At 72.0% G+C, this 18,814-nt stretch carries 16 protein-coding genes; 6 read left to right on the top strand and 10 right to left on the bottom strand.

Translation table 11 applies throughout. The features are described from left to right. Positions 1-216: 216 nt before the first annotated feature. The 5 genes from OHU89_RS13190 to OHU89_RS13170 all read left to right on the top strand — a co-directional run bounded on the left by OHU89_RS13190 (position 217) and on the right by OHU89_RS13170 (position 6,743). Positions 217-1,071: an ABC transporter permease gene (locus OHU89_RS13190; RefSeq protein WP_405642590.1), complete on the top strand. Its 855-nt coding sequence runs from the start codon at positions 217-219 to the stop codon at positions 1,069-1,071. Next, on the top strand, positions 1,068-1,955 hold the full coding sequence (locus OHU89_RS13185) for a carbohydrate ABC transporter permease (protein ID WP_405642588.1): 888 nt from the start codon (positions 1,068-1,070) through the stop codon (positions 1,953-1,955). Before OHU89_RS13190 ends, OHU89_RS13185 begins: the two co-directional genes overlap by 4 nt. A 37-nt stretch (positions 1,956-1,992) precedes the next feature. Further along, a complete protein-coding gene (locus tag OHU89_RS13180; RefSeq protein WP_405642586.1) occupies positions 1,993-3,630 on the top strand; it encodes a sugar ABC transporter substrate-binding protein in 1,638 nt (545 codons plus the stop codon). Between the two features lie 43 nt (positions 3,631-3,673). After that, complete coding sequence (locus tag OHU89_RS13175) at positions 3,674-4,723, top strand: LacI family DNA-binding transcriptional regulator (protein ID WP_405642584.1); 1,050 nt, start codon at positions 3,674-3,676, stop codon at positions 4,721-4,723. 121 nt (positions 4,724-4,844) lie between these two features. Beyond that, on the top strand, positions 4,845-6,743 hold the full coding sequence (locus tag OHU89_RS13170) for a DUF2264 domain-containing protein (protein ID WP_405642582.1): 1,899 nt from the start codon (positions 4,845-4,847) through the stop codon (positions 6,741-6,743). On the opposite strand, the gene cobC is transcribed toward OHU89_RS13170, so the two are convergent. From cobC to cobM, 6 genes are read right to left on the bottom strand one after another with little or no spacing between them, the layout of a single operon-like run. After that, positions 6,691-7,782: an Rv2231c family pyridoxal phosphate-dependent protein CobC gene (gene cobC, locus OHU89_RS13165; protein WP_405642580.1), complete on the bottom strand. Its 1,092-nt coding sequence runs from the start codon at positions 7,780-7,782 to the stop codon at positions 6,691-6,693. The two genes, OHU89_RS13170 and cobC, sit on opposite strands and share 53 nt — an antisense overlap. Continuing rightward, positions 7,757-8,683 (bottom strand): sirohydrochlorin chelatase, encoded by a 927-nt coding sequence (locus tag OHU89_RS13160; RefSeq protein ID WP_405642578.1) that lies wholly within the window; start codon positions 8,681-8,683, stop codon positions 7,757-7,759. The genes cobC and OHU89_RS13160 overlap by 26 nt, the downstream gene beginning before the upstream one ends. Beyond that, positions 8,680-9,270 (bottom strand): precorrin-8X methylmutase, encoded by a 591-nt coding sequence (locus OHU89_RS13155; RefSeq protein WP_267016263.1) that lies wholly within the window; start codon positions 9,268-9,270, stop codon positions 8,680-8,682. Before OHU89_RS13155 ends, OHU89_RS13160 begins: the two co-directional genes overlap by 4 nt. Next, complete coding sequence (gene cobJ, locus OHU89_RS13150; protein ID WP_405642576.1) at positions 9,267-10,967, bottom strand: precorrin-3B C(17)-methyltransferase; 1,701 nt, start codon at positions 10,965-10,967, stop codon at positions 9,267-9,269. The genes OHU89_RS13155 and cobJ overlap by 4 nt, the downstream gene beginning before the upstream one ends. Beyond that, the gene (gene cbiE, locus OHU89_RS13145; RefSeq protein WP_405642574.1) at positions 10,964-12,196 is read right to left on the bottom strand and encodes a precorrin-6y C5,15-methyltransferase (decarboxylating) subunit CbiE; all 1,233 of its coding nucleotides are present in this window, start codon (positions 12,194-12,196) and stop codon (positions 10,964-10,966) included. Before cbiE ends, cobJ begins: the two co-directional genes overlap by 4 nt. After that, positions 12,193-13,011, bottom strand: a complete 819-nt coding sequence (gene cobM / locus OHU89_RS13140) for a precorrin-4 C(11)-methyltransferase (RefSeq protein ID WP_266894197.1) — start codon at positions 13,009-13,011, stop codon at positions 12,193-12,195. Before cobM ends, cbiE begins: the two co-directional genes overlap by 4 nt. 89 nt (positions 13,012-13,100) lie before the next feature. Here cobM and OHU89_RS13135 point away from each other — a divergent pair, with 89 nt between their 5' ends. Continuing rightward, positions 13,101-13,829 carry a ZIP family metal transporter gene (locus tag OHU89_RS13135; protein ID WP_405642572.1) on the top strand — a complete coding sequence of 243 codons (729 nt, stop codon included), beginning with the start codon at positions 13,101-13,103 and terminating at the stop codon, positions 13,827-13,829. Between the two features lie 26 nt (positions 13,830-13,855). On the opposite strand, the gene cobI is transcribed toward OHU89_RS13135, so the two are convergent. The 4 genes from cobI to OHU89_RS13115 are packed head-to-tail and all read right to left on the bottom strand — an operon-like array spanning position 13,856 to position 18,655. Continuing rightward, positions 13,856-14,605, bottom strand: a complete 750-nt coding sequence (cobI, locus tag OHU89_RS13130; protein WP_405642570.1) for a precorrin-2 C(20)-methyltransferase — start codon at positions 14,603-14,605, stop codon at positions 13,856-13,858. Continuing rightward, on the bottom strand, positions 14,602-16,056 hold the full coding sequence (locus tag OHU89_RS13125) for a cobyrinate a,c-diamide synthase (protein ID WP_405642568.1): 1,455 nt from the start codon (positions 16,054-16,056) through the stop codon (positions 14,602-14,604). The genes cobI and OHU89_RS13125 overlap by 4 nt, the downstream gene beginning before the upstream one ends. Continuing rightward, positions 16,056-16,655, bottom strand: coding sequence for a cob(I)yrinic acid a,c-diamide adenosyltransferase (gene cobO, locus OHU89_RS13120; protein WP_266894205.1), 600 nt, complete (start codon positions 16,653-16,655; stop codon positions 16,056-16,058). The genes OHU89_RS13125 and cobO overlap by 1 nt, the downstream gene beginning before the upstream one ends. Continuing rightward, entirely contained in the window at positions 16,655-18,655 is a 2,001-nt protein-coding gene (locus OHU89_RS13115; RefSeq protein WP_405642566.1) for a putative cobaltochelatase, read from the bottom strand. Before OHU89_RS13115 ends, cobO begins: the two co-directional genes overlap by 1 nt. Positions 18,656-18,814: the final 159 nt, after the last annotated feature.

The raw sequence follows: 18,814 nt of genomic DNA, 5'->3' as shown, positions 1-18,814 counted from the left end.
TCAACAGCCTTTCTCTGTCAGAGCTGTTGACCGACCAATGAAAACGTTTTAACTTCCTCTCGCTCCGACTTCGAGACGTGAGGGGGACCCGTGGCCGCTGTACTACGGGAACGTGCAGGTACCGAGGAGGTGAAGGAGGCGCGCCGTCGATCCGGCGGTGCGCCCCGACGGCGAAAAGGTTTTCAGGGCAGGGGCTCACGATCCCTGGTCCTGCTCATGCTGCCCGGCCTCGCCTACTTCCTGCTCTTCCACTACGGCGCCCTCGTCGGCAACGTCATCGCCTTCAAGGAGTACGTCCCCTTCGACGGCATCTGGGGCAGCCCTTGGGTCGGACTCGGCAACTTCCAGCGGATGTTCGAGGACGGGGCGTTCTGGGACTCGGTCCTCAACACCCTCTGGATCTCCGTCCTCCAGCTGGTCTTCTTCTTCCCGGTGCCGCTCGCCCTCGCCCTGCTCCTGCACAGCCTCACCTGGAGCAGCGTCCGCCGGTTCGTGCAGTCGGTGGCGTATCTCCCGCACTTCATCTCGTGGGTGATCGTCGTCGCCCTCTTCCAGCAGCTCCTCGGCGACACCGGGCTGCTCAACTCCGGCCTGGACGGCATGGGCCTGCACACCGTCGACATCATCGGCAACCCCGACGCCTTCAAGCCGCTCGTCGTCGCCCAGGTCGTCTGGAAGGACGCCGGCTGGGGCACGATCATCTTCCTCGCCGCCCTCGCCCAGGTCGACGAGCAGCAGTACGAGGCCGCCGCGATCGACGGCGCCGGCCCCTGGCGGCGCTTCTGGCACGTCACGCTGCCCGCCATCCGCCCGGTGATCGTGCTGCTGCTGATCATGCGGCTCGGCGAGATCCTCTCCGTCGGCTTCGAGCAGATGCTGCTCCAGCGCGACGCGGTCGGCCCGGAGGCCGCAGAGATCATCGACACCTTCGTCTACTACCAGGGCATCGTCGGCGGCGACTACGGATTCGCGGCCGCCGCGGGCCTGTTCAAGGGCGTCGTCGGCGCCCTCCTCGTCTACGCCGCCAACAAGGTCGCCCACCGCCTCGGCGAACAGGGGGTCTACAAGTGAGCAGCCACATACGGCCCGGCTGGATGGAGACGCCGAAGCCGCTGACCCAGGCAGCCAAGGCCCTCGCCCTCGTGGCCGTCGTCCTCCTGGTCTGCGTCCCGTTCCTCGTCATCGTCTCGACCTCGCTCGCCTCCACCGACGAGGTCGTGGCCAACGGCGGCTGGGTGCTCTGGCCGACCGAGCCCTCGCTCGACGCCTACCGCGACATCCTCGACGGCGGCATCGTCACCCACGCCCTCGGCGTCAGCGCGGGCGTCACGATCGTCGGCACCCTGCTCAGCCTCGCCTGCACGGTCACCCTCGCCTACGCCCTGTCCCGCCCCGGCGTCTTCGGCGGCAGGCCCGTCCTGCTGCTCGTCCTGTTCACGTTCCTCTTCCCGCCCGGCATGATCCCGAGCTTCCTGCTGGTCAAGGAGCTGGGCCTGCTGGACAGTTACGCCTCGCTCGTCCTGCCGGTCCTCGTGAACGTCTTCAACCTCGTCGTCCTGCGCGGCTTCTTCCAGGGCATCCCCGAGGAGCTGTACGAGGCCGCACGCCTGGACGGGGCGGGGGACTGGCGGGTGCTCTTCTCCGTCGTACTGCCGCTGTCCAAGGCCGCGTTGGCGGTCGTGGGACTCTTCTACGCGGTGGCGTACTGGAACTCCTGGTTCTACGCCTCGCTCTATCTGGAGAGCGACCACTGGCCCCTCCAACAGGTGCTGCGCACCTACGTGGTGGCCGGCTCCGGACTCACCGACGCGACCACCGGCGAGGGCACGATCACTGCCCCGCAGACCGTGCAGATGGCGGTCCTGGTGATCGCCACCGTGCCGATCCTGCTCGTCTACCCCTTCCTGCAGAAGTACTTCACCAAGGGCGTGCTCACCGGCGCCATCAAGAGCTGACGCAAGCTCCCACAAGCTGACACGAGGTGATTCACCCATGCCCCGCATGTCCCGTCGCACCCTGCTCGGCTCCATGGCCGCCGTCGCCGTCCCGGGCGTACTGACGGCCTGTTCCACCGGCTCCGGCGACAGCGACGTCTCCAACGCCGGCAAGAAGCTCGCCCCCTGGCCGTCGTATCGGCCCGCCACCGGCCCCAAGCCCGACCTGGCTCCCACCGACGCCGGTGTCCAGGCCGGATACACCGCCTACCCCGCCGAGTTGGTGAAGTCCGTCGCCCGCACTCCGGGCGACGGCTCCACGGTCAAGGTCATGTCGGTGTCCTTCGGCACGCCGCCCAAGCCGGCCTCCGCCAACCAGTTCTGGGCGACCGTCGAGAAGGCCCTCGGCGTGAAGATCGAGTACACGATCATCTCCCAGGCCGACTACCAGAAGAAGATGGCGACGGTGATGGCGGGCGACCCCGACAGCCTGCCGGACATCATCAACATGTTCTCCGGGTTCGTCCTGCCCCGTGAGGCCGAGTTCGTGCAGCGCAGGGCCGAGGACCTCACCCCGTTCCTCTCGGGCGCGGCCGTCGCCGACTACCCCAACCTCGCCAACATCCCCACCCACGCCTGGCGGGACATGGGCCGCATCGGCGGCCGCGTCTACGGCATCCCCCTGGAACGCCCGCTGCCCGGCTCCACCCTCTGGCTCAACCAGGGGATGTTCACCGACGCCGGCATGACGGAGGGCTGGACCTCCGAGGACTTCGCGGCCGTCGCCAAGAAGGCCACGAGCGGCCGTACCTACGCGCTCGGCGCCGCCCAGGGATCCCTGTTCGGCAACGCCGTGCACTCCGCCGCGCACAACGCACCCCAGGAGTGGGCCGTCACCAAGTCCGGTGCCTTCCAGCCGGGTTGGGCCGACGAACGCTTCAAGGCCGCGATCGCCTTCCAGGCCGGACTGCGCAAGGGAGGCGCGTACCACCCGGACGCGACCTCCATCTCCCAGATCGACCTGACGACCCTCTTCTACAACGGCACCGTCGGCTCCATGCAGGACGGCTTCGGCGCCTACCTCCCCAAGTACCGTGAGAGCCAGGGCAAGTTGACCCCGGCCGCCGCCCTCCCGTACAGCGTCGACGGCACCCCCGGCGGCATCGTCGCCGCCCGCCGCTCCTTCGGCTACACCGTCCTGAAGAAGGCGAAGAAGGAACGTGTCGAGCTGCTCCTGCGCATCCTCGACTACCTCGCCGCCCCCTTCGGCAGCAAGGAGTGGGAGCTCGTCCACTACGGCGTCGAGGGCACCCACTTCACCCGCGGCAAGGACGGCTCCCCGCAGCCCACCAAGCTCGGCGAGGTCGAGAACAACACCAACCTGCCGCTGAAGTACCTCGCCGAAGGCCCGCAGGTGCTGTTCGTCCCGGGGATGCCGGATGCCGTACGGGCCCTGCACGCCTGGCAGCAGCAGACGGTGCCGCACGCCGTCCGCAACGCCTCGTACGGACTCCAGTCCCGTACGAAGAACGCACAGGGGACCACACTCAAGGCGATGCTCGACGACACGGTCACCGGGATCGTCGCCGGACGGATCTCGCTGACGGAGTGGGACGCGGCCGTGAAGAAGTGGCGATCGCGGGGCGGCGACAGAATGGCCGAGGAGTTCGCGAAGGACTATGCGGCCAATACGTGACGCTCCGCCGGTGGAGCGAGAGGCGCGGGGGATGGGGAACGGTATGACAGGCAAGGGACGGGTCACGATCCGCGAGGTCGCCGAGCGGGCGGGTGTCTCGACGGCGACGGCGTCGCGTGCGCTCACCGGGAACCATCCTGTGCCACCCGCGACCCGGGCCCGCGTGCTGCGTGCCGCGCGTGACCTCGACTATGTCGCCAACGCGCATGCGCGGGCGCTGGTGGGGGGTGGCCGGAAGATGGCCGCGGTCGTCGTCCGACAGGTCACCAGCCCCTTCTACGCCCAGGTCGCCGAGGGCGTCGAGGCCGAGGCCGCCGACCGGGGGTGGCTGTGCGTCGTGGGGGCCACCGGTGGGGATCCGCAGCGGGAGATGGAGTTCGTGCAGCTCATGCGGGAGGAGGGGGCGCGGCTGGTGATTCTGGTGGGCGGCGTGGTCGAGGACGACGCGTACCGCTCGCGGGTGGCTCACTATGCGCAGGCGCTGGACTCGTCGGGCGCGCGGCTCGTGCTGTGCGGACGTCCGGCCCCGGATCCGGAGATCCCGGCACTGGTCGTGGAGTTCGACAACGAGGCGGGGGCGCGCGCGATCACGGGGCACCTGTTGTCGGCCGGGCATCGTCGGATCGTCTTCCTCGGCGGACTGCCCGGGAACACGGCTCTGGATGCTCGTGTCGCCGGCTACCGTGCGGCGCTCGCCGAGCACGGGCTGCCCGGGGAGGCCGCGCGTGTCGTCGACTGCGGGCTCGGACGGGCGGCCGGGTTGCGGGCCATGACCGAACTGCTCAAGGAGACACGGGAGTTCACCGCTGTCGTGGCCGGTGATGACATGGTCGCGGCGGGGGTGCTCCGCGCGATCGCCGATGCGGGGCTGAGGGTGCCGGAGGACATCTCCGTCGTGGGTTACAACGACATCCCGCTCGCCGAGGACTTCAATCCGCCGCTGACCACTGTCCGTACGCCTGCGGAGGAGTTGGGGCGGGCTGCCGTGCGGATCGCTCTGCGGGATCCGGACAGTGCGGCCGGGAGCCATCACCTGCTGGGCACGCACATCGTCGTTCGCAGCAGTGTCGCACCGCTGGGGAGGCCGTCGTGAAGCTGCGGGCTCGTGGGGGCTGGTCGCGCCCCCGCGGCGGAGCCGCATATCGATACGGCCCCGCGCCCCTAGGCATGTTGACCGACCGCCCCTTGAACAGAAGCGGAGGGCTCAGTCCCGTATGACCGCGCCGTATGTGTCGCCCCCTGACGACCCGACGCAGCTTCCCGACCTTCCACCCCAGGACCTGGAGACCTCTCCCCTCACCGGCTGGACCCGCGCTCACTGGGAAGCCCTCGCCGACCGGCTTCTCGGTGGCCTACTGCCCTACGCCTCTCCGAACTACGCCCAGTACCGGCTCCCCGGGCCTCCCAGCCACTCCGGCCCCTGGTCCGACGGGCTCGAAGGGTTCGCCCGGTCCTTTCTGCTCGCCGCGTTCCGTATCGCGGGTGCCGAGGGCCGGGTCGACCCCGCCCTCGTCGAGCGGTACGCGGCCGGACTGGCCGCCGGTACCGATCCGTACGGTGATGAGCGCTGGCCGCCCATCACCGACCGGGGGCAGCCGATGGTCGAGGCCGCCTCGATCGCCATCGCGCTGCACGAGTCGCGGCCCTGGCTCTGGGATCAGCTGGATGACACCGTACGAGGTCAAGTCACCGAGTGGCTGGGCCACTTCGTCGGTGCTGTCGCCAATGACTCCAACTGGCGGCTCTTCCAGGTCATCACGGAGGAGTTCCTCGCCTCCGTCGGTGCCCCGCACAGCCGTGGCGAGATCGACGCCGGGCTCGCCAGGCTGGACGACTGGTACCGGGGCGGGGGCTGGTACACCGACGGTGAGGGCAAGAAGTTCGACTACTACAACGCCTGGGCGCTGCACCTGTACCCGGTGCTGTGGGCGCGGATCGCCGGCCCCCGTGCGGACGTCGGCACCGTCGCCCGACACCGCGCCCGCCTGCGTGAATTCCTCACCGCCCACCAGTACTTCTTCGGTTCGGACGGCGCCCCCGTCCACCAGGGCCGCTCCCTCACCTACCGCTTCGCCGCGGCCGCCCCCCTCTGGGCCGGCGCCCTCGGCGACGCCACCCCGCTGCCGCCCGGCCGCACCCGGCGCCTGGCCTCCGGCACCCTGAAGCACTTCGCCGAGCGAGGCGCCCCAGACGAGCGGGGCCTGCTCAGCCTCGGCTGGTACCGGCCCTTCCTCCCGGTCACCCAGCGCTACTCGGGCCCCGCCTCCCCGTACTGGGCGAGCAAGGCCTTCCTCGGCCTCCTCCTGCCCGAGACCCACCCCGTGTGGACGGCCACCGAGGAACCCGGCCCCGTCGATACCGCCGACTCCACCCTCGCCCTGCCCGCCCCGGGCTGGCTGCTGCACTCCACGGCGGCCGACGGGATCGTCCGGCTCGTCAACCACGGCAGCGACCGCCTCCCGCCCCCACCGGCCACGGACGAGGACAGCCCGCACTACGCCAAGCTCGCCTACTCCAGCGCCACCGCCCCGGACACACCGATCGGGCCCGACAACCACATCGCCCTCCTCGGCCCGGACGGGACACCGTCCGAACGGGGCCGCATCCACCCCCTGGGCGTCGAGGGCCGACGCGCCGCCTCCAGCCAGGCCACGGGGATCGAGACGGTGAGCGTCGTGCACGGACCATGGGAAGTGCGGGTCCACCGGGTCCCGGGCAACTCACCTGTGCGCGAAGGGGGTTGGGCCGTCGCCGACGACACCGCAGCACCCCACGCGCAGACCGGCCCCGGCCGCGCCCTCGCCCGCCGCACCGACGGCCTCACCAGCGCCCTCGTCGCCCTGCACGGCTGGGGCGACGCCGAGGGCACGGTCGTACGCACCCTCGACGCCAACGCCTACGGACGCCACTCCGCGACCCCCGTCCTCGAAGGCACCGGCCCGCTCCTGGTCACCCTCGTCGTCCTGACCAAGGGGGACGCCCGCACCACCGGCGCGAGCGTCACCGTCGACGCCGAGGGCGCCATCGACATCCGCTTCCCGGACGGAACCCGGGAGCGGGTCAGTACTTCGCCAGGACCATCGCCTGATCCAGCGCCTGGAGGAACGAGTTGACCGTCACCCGGTCCCGCACCGCCAGCCGCAGCCACTCCTCGTCCAGGCCCGGGAACGTGTCCCCGCGCCGCACCGCGAAACCGAGGTCGCGCAAGTGCCGGCGCACGGCGGCCGCACGAGGCAGCCGTACGAGGACGAAGGGGCCCTCCGCCGGTTCGGCCACCGTCAGGCCGTCCGGGGCGAACTCCCGTAGTCCGGCGACGAGATGGGCGCGGTCGGCGGCGATGCGGTGGGCCGCGTGGGCCGCCTCGGCCAGGGCCTGCGGTTCCATGCAGGCCTGGGCCGCCGCCAGGGCCGGGGTGGACACCGGCCACAGGGGCTGGGCGCGCTCCAGCTCCGCGATGGTCTCCGGGGCGGCCAGGACGTAGCCGATGCGCAGGCCCGCCAGACCCCAGGTCTTCGTCAGGCTGCGCAGGACGACCAGGCCCGGGATGTCCGTGCGGCCCGCCAGGGCCTCCCGCTCGCCCGGCACCGCGTCCATGAACGCCTCGTCCACCACCAGCGTCCGCCCTGGGCGGGCCAGTCGGGCGATGGTGTCGGCGGGGTGCAGGACGGACGTGGGGTTGGTCGGGTTGCCGATCACCACGAGGTCCGCGTCCGCCGGGACGGCCGCCGGGTCCAGGTGGAAGCCGTCCTCCTGGCGCAGCAGCAGCCGGTCGACCGTGTGGCCCGCGTCCCGCAGCGCCGCCTCCGGTTCCGTGAACTGCGGGTGCACGACGAGCGGTTGACGGGCCTCCAGGGCGCGGGCGAGCAGCACGAAGGCTTCCGCCGCGCCCGCCGTCAGCAGCACGCGGTCCGTCGGGAGGCCGTGCCGGGCCGCCACCGCCGCCCGTGCGTCCCGGCCGTCCGGGTAGGCGGCCAGGCCGGTCAGCGACTCGGCGATCCGCTCCCGCAGCCACGCTGGGGGCGTGTTCGCGCGGACGTTCACGGCGAGGTCGGCGAGCCGGGCCCCGTCGTCGCGGACCTCGGCGTCGCCGTGGTGGCGGAGGTCGTGCGGCGCCGCACCCTCCGCGTCAGTGCGCATGTGAGTGGGTGCCATGGTGGTGTCCGTGGTGGTGATGGTGGCCGTCGTCGTCGGGGTGGAAGTGCGGCTGCTGCGGCAGACCGACCTTGTCCTCGAAGCCCGGCAGGGCGATGCGGTACACGCACGAGTCGCAGTTCATCCGCAGATCGCCCGCGATGGCCTCCCGGTACCGCTCCATCACCAGGTCGAGGAGCTCCGGCTCCGGACCGATGACGTCCGCCGAGTGCACCTCGACCTCCGGGTGGGCGGCCGCCCAGCCCTCGGTCTGCTGCCGGACCCGCTCCGGGAGGATGCCGGTGAACAGGAAGTAGGGGAGCACGACGATCTGCCGCGCGCCCAGCTTCACACAGCGGTCGAGCCCGCTCGGCACGTCCGGCGCGGCCAGCGACACGAACGCCGTCTCCACGCCCGCGTACCCGCGCCCCTCCCACAGCAGCCGGGCCGCCTTGTACACCTCGGCGTTGGCGTCCGGGTCGGTCGAGCCGCGCCCGACGAGCAGCACGGTCACGTCCGAACGGTCACCGGGGGAGCGCTCGGCGGAGCCGAGCGCCTCGTCCAGCCGCCGCTCCAGCACCGACAGCAACGCCGGGTGTGGGCCCAGCGGACGGCCGTAGGTGTACGAGATCCCGGGGTGCCGCTCCTTCTCGCGGGCCAGCGCCGCCGGGATGTCACCCTTGGCGTGCCCGGCGGACACCAGCATCAGCGGAACGGCGGCGAACCGTCGTACACCCCGCTCCACCAGCTCGGCGACGGCATCGCCCAGCGGCGGTGGGGACAGCTCGATGAAGCCGCCCGCGACGGGCAGCTCGGGGTTACGGCGCCCCAGCTCCCGTACGAAGTCGCGGAACGCCTCGGCTCCGGCCTCGTCCCGGGTGCCATGTCCGGCGATGAGCAGGGCGGGCTGGGGGGTGGTCACGATTTCTCCTCGGAAGACGAAACGGGGTGGTACAGCAGGGCGTTGAGCGCGGCCGAGGCGACCGCGGAGCCGCCCTTCTCGGACACGTTGCTCACGGCGGGCAGCCCGCTCTCGCGCAGCGCGGCCTTGGACTCGACCGCGCCGACGAAGCCGACGGGCAGACCGATGACGAGCGCCGGGGCGGCGTCCAGGGTCAGCAGCTCCTCCAGCGCGGTGGGCGCGTTGCCGATGACCCACAGGGCGCCGGGTCCGACCTGCTCGTAGGCGAGCCGGACGGCGTGCGCGGAACGGGTCAGCCCCGCACCGGCCACGGCGTCCCTCAGCCGGCAGACGGTCTCGCGCCGGGTGATGCCGGCCGCGACCATCTCCACGTCCACGACGACGGGCGCACCGCCGTGCAGGGCCGCGTGTGCCTTCTCCAGCTCGCCCTCGTCCATGACGAGATCGCTCGCGTACTCCAGGTCGGCGGCGGAGTGGATGACCCTCTCGACCACTGACCGGGTCAGCGGCGGGAAGTGCGAGGTGTCCAGGCGGGCGCGCAGCCGCCGGTAGGACTCCACCTCGATCGGATGGACCTCACGGATCACTTGGCGCCCTCCTCTGCCGTCTGCCAGCGGTAGCCGCGCGGCGTCACCATGCGTCCCGCGATGTCACGGGTCGCCGTGTTGCCCACGGTCACCACTGTCATCATGTCGACCGTCGCCGGGTCCAGGGAGCCCAGCGACGTGAGACGACCGGACTCGTCCGGCCGCGACGCGTTCCGTACGACACCGACCGGCGTCGTCGGCTCCCGGTGCTCGGCGAGGATCGCGAGCGCCTTCGGCAGCTGCCAGTCCCGGCCGCGCGAGCGGGGGTTGTAGAAGGTGACCACGATGTCCGCCTCCGCCGCCGCACGCACCCGCCGCTCGATGACCTCCCACGGAGTGTGCAGGTCGGAGAGGCTGATCGACACATGGTCGTGGCCGAGCGGGGCACCGAGGATCGCGGCGGCCGCGAGCGCGGCGGTCACACCCGGTACGCCGATCACGTCGATGTCGTCGGACGCCTCGGCGAGCGCGGGGGAGGCCATGGCGTACACGCCCGCGTCCCCGCTGCCGATCAGCGCGACGGCCTGCCCCTTGCGGGCCTCCGCCACAGCGGTCCGCGCCCGCTCCTCCTCGGCCCCGAGCCCCGACTCCAGGATCCGGGTGCCGGGCCGCAGCAGATCACGGATCTGGTCGACGTACTGGTCCAGCCCGACGAGCACCGAAGCCCGCCGCAACTCCGCCTTCGCGCGGGGCGTGAGCAGGTCCCGGGCGCCGGGACCGAGCCCGACGACCGCGAGCCGGCCGCGCGCGGGACGCCGTACGACGGCACAGGTCGCCATGGCCGGCAGCCCGTCCTTACGCTCGGACTTCCGCTTGGGTACGAGGAGTTCGCCGCCTCGGACGAGCGCGGCGGCCTCCGCCACCGACGGCGTGCCCACGGCGGCGAGGGGCGCGTCGGAAGGGTTCGGGACCTCGACGGACGCCAACTCCTCGGCGGAGTACGTCACCAGGGGCACGCCGAGCCGCTGAGCCGCCCGGACGATGCCGGGCTCCTCGGACTTGGCGTCCACGGTGGCCAGTTCGGCGACCGACGCGGCCGACAGTCCGGCGCCCCGCAACACGCCCTCGACCAGGCCCAGCACCTCGTCCACCGGCGCCCCCTTCGAGGCACCGACCCCGACGACGAGGGACGGCGGTCGCAGCACGACCTCGCGCTCGGTGGCCTCCACGAGACGGTCGGTGAGACGGACGGAGTAGTCGCCTTCCCCCGTGACCTTCAGCGCGGGCAGCGGCCACGTCAACTCCGCCTTGAGAGCGACCGGTTCACCGTCGAGCAGGGCCCGCGACACCGCGGCGACATCGCCCTCCACCGGGAACCCGAGCGTGTCCAGGCCCGGCAGCCCTACGGCATCCGTGGCCGTCGTCACCACGGGCTCCGCGCCCAGCAACTCACCGACCTCACGGGCGAGTTCATTGGCGCCACCGCCATGCCCGCCGACCAGCGACACGGCGAACCGCCCGCCCTCGTCGACACACACCACACCCGGGTCCGACGTCTTGTCGCCGAGCAGCGGCGCGACCAGCCGCACCACCGCCCCCGTGGCGAGGAAACACACGAGCTGCTCGCACTCCGCGAACGCGGCCCGTACGGCATCCCCGACGGGACCCTCGTACACACGCGTCCGCTCCGGCCACGCCGCGGCCAGCCGGTCCCGCGCAGCCGCGCCCGCCGAGGTGGCGGAAATGAGGCCGATCACAGAGCAACTCCTTCTTCAGGGTCGGGGATTCGGACCCCCCACAACAGAAAAACAGGATTGGTGGCCGCCAGCCGGGTCACCTCACCCGGCAGCGGCGCGAGCCGCGAGGACTGCAACAGCACCCCGTCACAGGTGAACCCGGCACCGGTGAGCGCCTCGCGCACCCCCGGCACCCGGTCGAGCGCCGCCATCGCGACCACGACCGTCCGCCGGGCCCGTCGCGCGCACGCCGTGACGATGGCGGGCAGCTCACGCCCCCCGCCACCGATGAACACGGCGTCCGGGTCGTCGAGATCGGACAGCACGGTCGGCGCGGCCCCGTGCACGGCCCGTACGTCGACACCGTGCGCCGCCGCGTTGGCGCGGATCCGCTCGACGCCGTCCCGGGTCTTCTCGACCGCGACGACGGCTGCCCCGAACCGCGCGCACTCCACGGCCACGGAACCGGAGCCCGCGCCGACGTCCCAGACCAGATCACCGAGCCGGGGACCGAGCCGGGCCAGCGCCAGCGCCCGCACCTCGAACTTGGTGATCATCGAGTCGCGATGGGTGAACTCACCCTCGTCCAGGGCCCATTGCACGGGCCCGGACGCGGCCCCGGCGACCGTCCGCACGGCACCGAGCGCCCGCGCCTCGTCCAGACACAGCACCACGCTCACCGCCGTCCCCCAGTCCCGGGCGGCGGCCTCGGCGGGCGTGACCCGCTCGACGCGCTCCTCCCGCGACCCGAGCGCGGACGCCACGACGAGGACCCGGTCATCGGCCCTGAGCGCGGCCCCGATCTCCGCGGGCCCGGCCCCCGGCCCGGTCAGCACGGCGACCTTGGGCCGCGCCCGGCACACGTTGACGGCCGTACGAAGGTCCCTGCCGTGTGCGCTGACCACCACGGCGTCGTCCCACGGCAGCCCGGCGCGCGCGAAGGCGGCGGCGACGGAGGAGACCCCGGCACGGACATCGAGCCGTTCGGCCCCGAACCGCTCGGCCAGCACCCGTACGATCCCGAAGAACCCGGGGTCGCCGGAGGCCAGCACGACCACACGGTCCTGCTTGTCCAGATGCCGCTCGATGACGTCCAGCGCGGGCGCGAGCGGCCCGAGGACGACCTGCTCCACGTCCCCGGGAAGCGCCGCGGACGCCAGATGACGCCGGCCGCCCACGACCAGCCGGGCCCCGGCCAGCACATCGGCGGGAACCGGCGTCCCCGTCCCCGTACCGAAGACCGTGATCACGTACTCGCACCCCGCTGCCGCAACGCCCGGCGGGCCTCCGGGTCGGCCTTGCGGTACCCGTGGAAGTGGCCGGGGTGGTAGAGGTGCGAGCGGGTGCCCTCGGCGTCGAGCGCCGGGCCGACGAGGAAGAGGGTGTGCTTCCAGAGCTTGTGCTCCTTGACGGTCTCCTCCAGCGTCTCGATCGTGCACCGCACGATGAGCTCCTCGGGCCAGGTGGCCTGGTAGGCGACGACGACGGGAGTGGCGGTCGGATAGCCGCCTTCGAGCAGCTCCCGCACGAGCTGCCCACTACGGGCCGCCGACAGGAAGATCGCCATGGTGGTCCCGTGCTTGGCGAACTCCCGCACCTCCTCGCCGGGCGGCATCGGCGTCTTGCCGCCGCCGAGCCGGGTGAGGACGACGGACTGCGCGACCTCCGGGATGGTCAGCTCGCGCTGGGCGAGCGCGGCGACGGCGGAGAAGGCGGAGACGCCGGGGATCACCTCGGTGGCGATACCGATCCGGGCGCACCGGTCGAGCTGCTCCTGGGTGCCGCCCCACAGGGCGGGGTCGCCGGAGTGGATCCGGGCGACATTGAGGCCCTCGGTGACGGCCCGCTCGTACACGGCGACGACGTCCTCCAGGGACATGGTCGCCGAGTCGAGGATCTCCGCGCCTGCGCGGGCGTGCTCCAGAACCTCCGCCTGGACCAGGCTGGCCGCCCAGATCACGACGTCGGCCGCGGCGATCGCGCGCGCGGCACGGAACGTCAGCAGGTCGGCGGCGCCGGGGCCGGCACCGACGAAGGTCACCTTGCCGGCAGGGGCGTCGGCCATGGTTTCGGGTCCTCTCGAACGAAGATTCACGGAGATTCGCAGGGCAGCTGGATGTGCGCGCACAGGGTCCGATCGGATACGAAGGGCCCATGGCGGTGTTCGTCGCGCTCGGCGCGTTCCTGATGACGTTGGCCGGCGGCTGGACGGCACAACGCGTGACGGACCGCCGCCACCTCGTCCTCGGCCTGGCAGGCGGCCTGATGCTGGGCGTGGTGGGCCTCGACCTGTTGCCGGAGGCGCTGGAGGCGGCGGGCACCGAGGTGTTCGGCGTACCGGCGGCACTCCTGCTGTTCGTGGCCGGTTTCCTGTTGGCCCATCTGGTGGAACGTCTGCTGGCGGTCCGCCAGGCGGCGCACGGCGGCGAGGAGCACGACGGCCGGGTCCCCGAGGTGGGCCTGACGGCCGCGGCCGCGATGGTCGGTCACAGCGCGATGGACGGCGTGGCGATCGGCGCGGCCTTCCAGGTCGGCGGTGGCATGGGCACGGCCGTGGCCCTGGCGGTGATCGCCCACGACTTCGCGGACGGCTTCAACACGTACACGATCACGAGCCTGTACGGGAACGCCCGCCGCAAAGCCCTCGCGATGCTGTTCGCGGACGCGGTGGCCCCGGTGGTGGGAGCCGCGTCCACCCTGTTCCTCACCATCCCGGAGCAGCTGCTCGGCGCCTATCTGGGTTTCTTCGGCGGCGCACTCCTCTACCTGGCGGCGGCCGAGATCCTCCCCGAGGCGCACCACGAACACCCCGCCCGCTCGACCCTGCTGTGCACGGTCGCGGGCGCGGCGTTCATCTGGCTGGTGGTCGGCATCGCCGACTGAGCCTCTGGCGGGCGGGCCGGGGGGTGTCACAGCTTGCCGCCCCGGCCACCGTCGCGCGGGGCGGGCGCGATGAGAGTGGAGAGATAGGGAAGCGCGGCCTCGCCGAGCTCGGAGGCGGGCTGCACGGACTCCTCCGGCAGCCCGAGCGCGGACCCCCATACGGCGTCGTCGATCCGCCCGGTCTCCCGCAGCGCCTCGGCGACCTCCTGCGCCTGCCGCCCGAACTTGTACGCCACCACGGTCCCGGGCCCGGCGAGGGCCTCCTTGAGCGCCGCGGCCCCGGCGGTCACCGGCACCAGGGTCAGCGGCTCGGTCCCCTCGGTGAGCACGGCACCGGAACGGGCGGCGAGATCCTGCATGGCGGTGATGCCCGGCACGGTCTCCACGACGGTCCCCGGCACGAGCTCGGCGATGGTCTGCGCGAGATAGGTGAAGGTGGAGTACACGTTCGGATCGCCGATCGTGGCGAAGGCGATGCAGGAGTGCTCGGCGAGCAGCTGGGCGACCCGCTCCCCGGCGGCGTCCCAGGCGGCCTCGCGCCGGCCACGGTCGGTCCGCTCGTTGAGCGCGAACACGACCCGTACGACCTTCTCCTGACCCACGTAGTGCAGGACGGTCGCCTCGGCCCGCCCCCGCTCCCCGCCATCTTTTCCATCGAACGCAGCCATCACGGGCACGACGACGACATCGGCGGCCCGCAGAGCGTTGACGCCCTTGACGGTCACCAGCTCCGGATCACCGGGCCCTACCCCGACTCCGACCAGCTTGCTGCTCATGACGTCCGGCACCTCTCCACGAACCGACGGGCGACACCGGGCTGCGACGCCCAGTGCGTGTGCACATAACTCGCGTGCACCCCTTGTTGTACGAAACCTTCGACCCGCCGTTGAGGGGCGCGCACACCCCAGGCGGGAGCCGCCCCCGAGCCCGGCTCGACGACGGTCCGATGAAACTCGTGCCCGCGCATCCGGGTCCCAGCGACGGCCAGGGCACTGTCACTCACGGCCACGGCATCCCGATACCCGAGCGTCAGCCGCTCGCTCATCCGCGCGGACGCGTCGAGCACCCCGCACATGGGCAGCCCGTCGAGCTCCCGGCACAGATAGAGCAGCCCGGCACACTCGGCGGCAACGGGAGCACCACTCAGAGCGAGCTCCCCGATGGCCTTGCGCAGAGGCTCGTTGGCGGACAACTCGGATGCATACACCTCGGGAAACCCACCCCCGATGACCAACCCACGGGCACCGTCGGGCAGTTGCTCATCCCGAAGGGGATCGAAGGGAACGACGACGGCCCCGGCAGCGGTGAGCAACTCGGCATGCTCGGCATAGGAAAAGGTGAACGCGGACCCACCGGCGACGGCGACCACCGGTGCCTTCAGCCCGTCCGGCGTCTGAGGACGAGGCCCTTCGGGCCGAAAGCGGGGGTCTGGGGGCGCAGCCCCCAGGGTCGGGACGGGAAGGGGCGGCGGGGGCGAAGAACCCAGGACCTCAGCCGCATCCCAAGCCGCACATGACAACGCACCCGCACCCCGCGCCAACCCCACCAGCGCCTCAAGATCGCACCCGGCGGAAACCTGCGCAGCCATGGCCGCAACCGCGTCCACCGCCTCCGCCCGCCGCTCGGCGACCGGCACCAACCCCAGATGCCGCGAAGGCGTGTCCACCTGAGCCACCCGCCGCAGCACCCCGAGCACCGGCACCCCAGCAGAGTCCAACGCCTCCCGCAGCAACTCCTCATGCCGATCCGAAGCGACCTTGTTGAGGATCACGCCCCCGACCCGCACCTCGGGATCCCAGGAGGCGAACCCATGCACCAGCGCCGCCACCGACCGCGACTGCGACGACGCGTCCACGACCAGCACCACCGGCGCCCGAAGCAACTTCGCCACATGAGCCGTGGACGCCAGCTCACCTTCCCCCGCGGCCCCGTCGTACAGCCCCATCACACCCTCGACGACGGCGATGTCGCACCCGCGCGCCCCATGCGCGAACAGCGGCCCGACCAGCTCGGACCCGCACAGATACGCGTCGAGATTCCGTCCCACCCGCCCGGTGGCGAGCGCGTGATACCCGGGATCGATGTAGTCAGGCCCCACCTTGTGCGGAGACACGACAAGCCCCCGCGCGGCGAACGCGGCCATCAACCCCGTGGCAACGGTGGTCTTGCCGCTGCCCGACGAGGGCGCGGCGATGACCAGCCGGGGAACGGAAACGGACGAGGACATCACCACTCGATACCCCGCTGCCCCTTCTGCCCGGCATCCATGGGGTGCTTGACCTTGGACATGTCGGTCACGAGATCGGCGAAGTCGACCAGCTTCTCCGGAGCGTTCCGCCCGGTGATGACGACGTGTTGCGTGCCCGGCCGGTCCCGCAGCACGGAGATCACCTCATCGGTGTCCACCCACCCCCAGTGCATGGGGTAGGCGAACTCGTCGAGCACGTACAGCTGATACGTCTCGGCGGCCAGGTCCCGCTTGACCTGCTCCCAGCCCTCCCGGGCCTTCTCCTCGTTGTCCATCTGCTGATCGCGCTGCACCCACGACCAGCCCTCACCCATCTTGTGCCAGTCGACGGAGCCACCCTCACCACTGGCGCCGAGCACCCGCAGCGCGTTCTCCTCGCCGACCTTCCACTTCGCCGACTTGACGAACTGGAACACCCCGATGGGCCACCCCTGGTTCCAGGCCCGCAGCGCCAGCCCGAAGGCGGCGGTCGACTTCCCCTTGCCGATCCCCGTATGCACGACCACCAAAGGCCGATTACGACGCTGACGCGTGGTCAGACCATCGTCCGGCACCACACTCGGCTGACCCTGAGGCATTACGCGGCCCTCCTCTGTACGTCCTTCACGAGCCCGGCGATGGAGTCCGCCCGCAGCTCGTCCAATGTGACCGCGGTACCGCCCAGTTCACCGGCGAGCTGCCCCGCGAGCCCGAGCCGCACCGGCCCGGACTCACAGTCGACGACCACGGAGGCGACCCCCTCGGCGGCGAACAGCCGAGCCGCCCGCGAAGCCAGCGCGACAGGCTCGGGCCCACCGGTGGCCCGACCGTCGGTCACGACCACCACGAGCGCCCGCCGTGCGGGATCCCGCAGCCGCTCGACCCGCAGCACCTCATGGGCCTTCAGCAGCCCGGAGGCAAGCGGCGTCCGCCCACCCGTGGGCAATGTCTCCAGCCGAGCCGCGGCCGCGTCCACGGACGACGTCGGCGGCAACGCCACATCCGCCGCCGAACCCCGGAACGTCACCAGCCCCACCTTGTCCCGCCGCTGGTACGCGTCCAGCAGCAGCGACACCACAGCACCTTTCACCGCACTCATCCGCTGCCGCGCCGCCATCGACCCGGAGGCGTCCACGACGAACAGCACGAGGTTCCCCTCACGCCCCTCCCGCGTCGCCTGCCGCAGATCGTCCCGGCGCAGCACCAGGCCGGGCCCGGACCGCCCGCGCGCCCGCTGATGCGGGGCGGCAGCCTGCACGGTCGCGGCCAGGTGCAGCTTGGTCAGCGCCCCCCGGGGCCGTCGCGCACCGGTCGTCCGGCCGTGCTCGGTCCGCGCCCGCGAACGCCGCCCGGCGGCCCCGTCCCCGAGCCCCGGCACGCTGAGCACCTTGGTACGGAAGGGCTCGGCAGCGCGTACGGCGGACTGCTCACCCGCACCGGCACCGCCGGCCTGCGGCTCGCCACCGTCACCGGCCTCGGGCTGCGCACCGGAGCCACCGTCGTCCTGCGGCCCCTCGGAGGGCGGCTGACCGCCACCCCCACCGGGGCCGTCCGGATCGGGATCCTCGTCGCCCTGGCCCTCGCCCTCGCCGGAGAACTCCTCCAGCGTGTCGTCGAGCTTGTCCTCGTCAAGTCCGGGCGCGTCGAAGGGATTGCGCCGACGCCGATGCGGCAGCGCGAGCAGCGCGGCCTGCCGCACATCCTCCGCGAGCACCTCGGTCCGCCCCGCCCAGGCCGCCAGCGCGGTGGCCGTCCGGGCCATCACGATGTCGGCCCGCATCCCGTCCACCTCGAACGCGGCACAGGTCGCAGCGATCTGCCGCAGCGCACCATCGCCCAGCCGCACGGACGGCAACAACTCCCGCGCACCGACGATCCGTTGCCGTACGGAAGCCTCCTCGTCCGCCCAACGCGCCGCGAAGGACGCCGGATCGTCGTCGTACGCCAGCCGACGCCGTACGACCTCCACCCGCTGGTCCGGCTCCCGCGAGGCCGCGACCTCGACGGTCAGCCCGAACCGGTCGAGCAACTGCGGCCGCAGCTCGCCCTCTTCGGGGTTCATGGTGCCGACGAGCAGGAACTTCGAGGCGTGCCGTACGGAGACACCCTCACGCTCGACGTACGACGCGCCCATCGCCGCCGCGTCCAGCAGCAGGTCGACCAGGTGATCGTGGAGCAGGTTGACCTCGTCGACGTAGAGGATGCCGCGGTGCGCGTCCGCCAGGAGGCCCGGCTCGAAGGACTTCACGCCCTCGGCGAGCGCCCGCTCGATGTCGAGCGCCCCGACGAGCCGGTCCTCGGAGGCGCCGACGGGGAGTTCGACCATGCGGGCGGGGCGCTCGACGCCGTTGCCGGGCTCGTGCGGCCCGTCCGGGCACGCCGGGTCCGGCTTGGCCGGATCACAGGAGAAACGGCACCCGGAGACGACCGGCACCTCCGGCAGCAACGCCGAAAGCGCCCGCACGGCCGTGGACTTGGCCGTGCCCTTCTCCCCGCGCACCAGCACACCGCCGACGGCCGGGCTCACCGCGTTGATGAGCAGCGCCAAGCGGAGGCTGTCCTGTCCGACGAGGGCGGTAAAGGGATAGGGCGTGCTCACGCGGTGATCACTCCTTCGGGGGATTCATGGCAGAGCGACTCGCAGCCAAGCCGCGGCCCCGTGATGGTCGAAGCCTGCTCCCCGCCGACGCGGGGGTGGTCCGGCCGTGTCGCCAGCAGTAGGCGGTGTGCTGGGGTGCTCCCCGCCGACGCGGGGGTT

Origin of the sequence: Streptomyces sp. NBC_00019 (assembly GCF_045041015.1) — a bacterium.
Lineage (GTDB): Bacteria > Actinomycetota > Actinomycetes > Streptomycetales > Streptomycetaceae > Streptomyces.
This window is presented reverse-complemented; position numbering and strand designations above follow the sequence as displayed.

Coding starts and splice junctions, on each gene's coding strand:
- OHU89_RS13135 (WP_405642572.1), top strand. CDS start 13,101: ATGGCGGTGTTCGTCGCGCTCGGCGCGTTCCTGATGACGTTGGCCGGC.
- cobM (WP_266894197.1), bottom strand. CDS start 13,011: ATGGCCGACGCCCCTGCCGGCAAGGTGACCTTCGTCGGTGCCGGCCCC.
- cobO (WP_266894205.1), bottom strand. CDS start 16,655: ATGCCTCAGGGTCAGCCGAGTGTGGTGCCGGACGATGGTCTGACCACG.
- OHU89_RS13125 (WP_405642568.1), bottom strand. CDS start 16,056: ATGTCCTCGTCCGTTTCCGTTCCCCGGCTGGTCATCGCCGCGCCCTCG.
- cobI (WP_405642570.1), bottom strand. CDS start 14,605: ATGAGCAGCAAGCTGGTCGGAGTCGGGGTAGGGCCCGGTGATCCGGAG.
- OHU89_RS13190 (WP_405642590.1), top strand. CDS start 217: ATGCTGCCCGGCCTCGCCTACTTCCTGCTCTTCCACTACGGCGCCCTC.
- cobC (WP_405642580.1), bottom strand. CDS start 7,782: ATGGCACCCACTCACATGCGCACTGACGCGGAGGGTGCGGCGCCGCAC.
- OHU89_RS13175 (WP_405642584.1), top strand. CDS start 3,674: ATGACAGGCAAGGGACGGGTCACGATCCGCGAGGTCGCCGAGCGGGCG.
- OHU89_RS13170 (WP_405642582.1), top strand. CDS start 4,845: ATGACCGCGCCGTATGTGTCGCCCCCTGACGACCCGACGCAGCTTCCC.
- OHU89_RS13180 (WP_405642586.1), top strand. CDS start 1,993: ATGCCCCGCATGTCCCGTCGCACCCTGCTCGGCTCCATGGCCGCCGTC.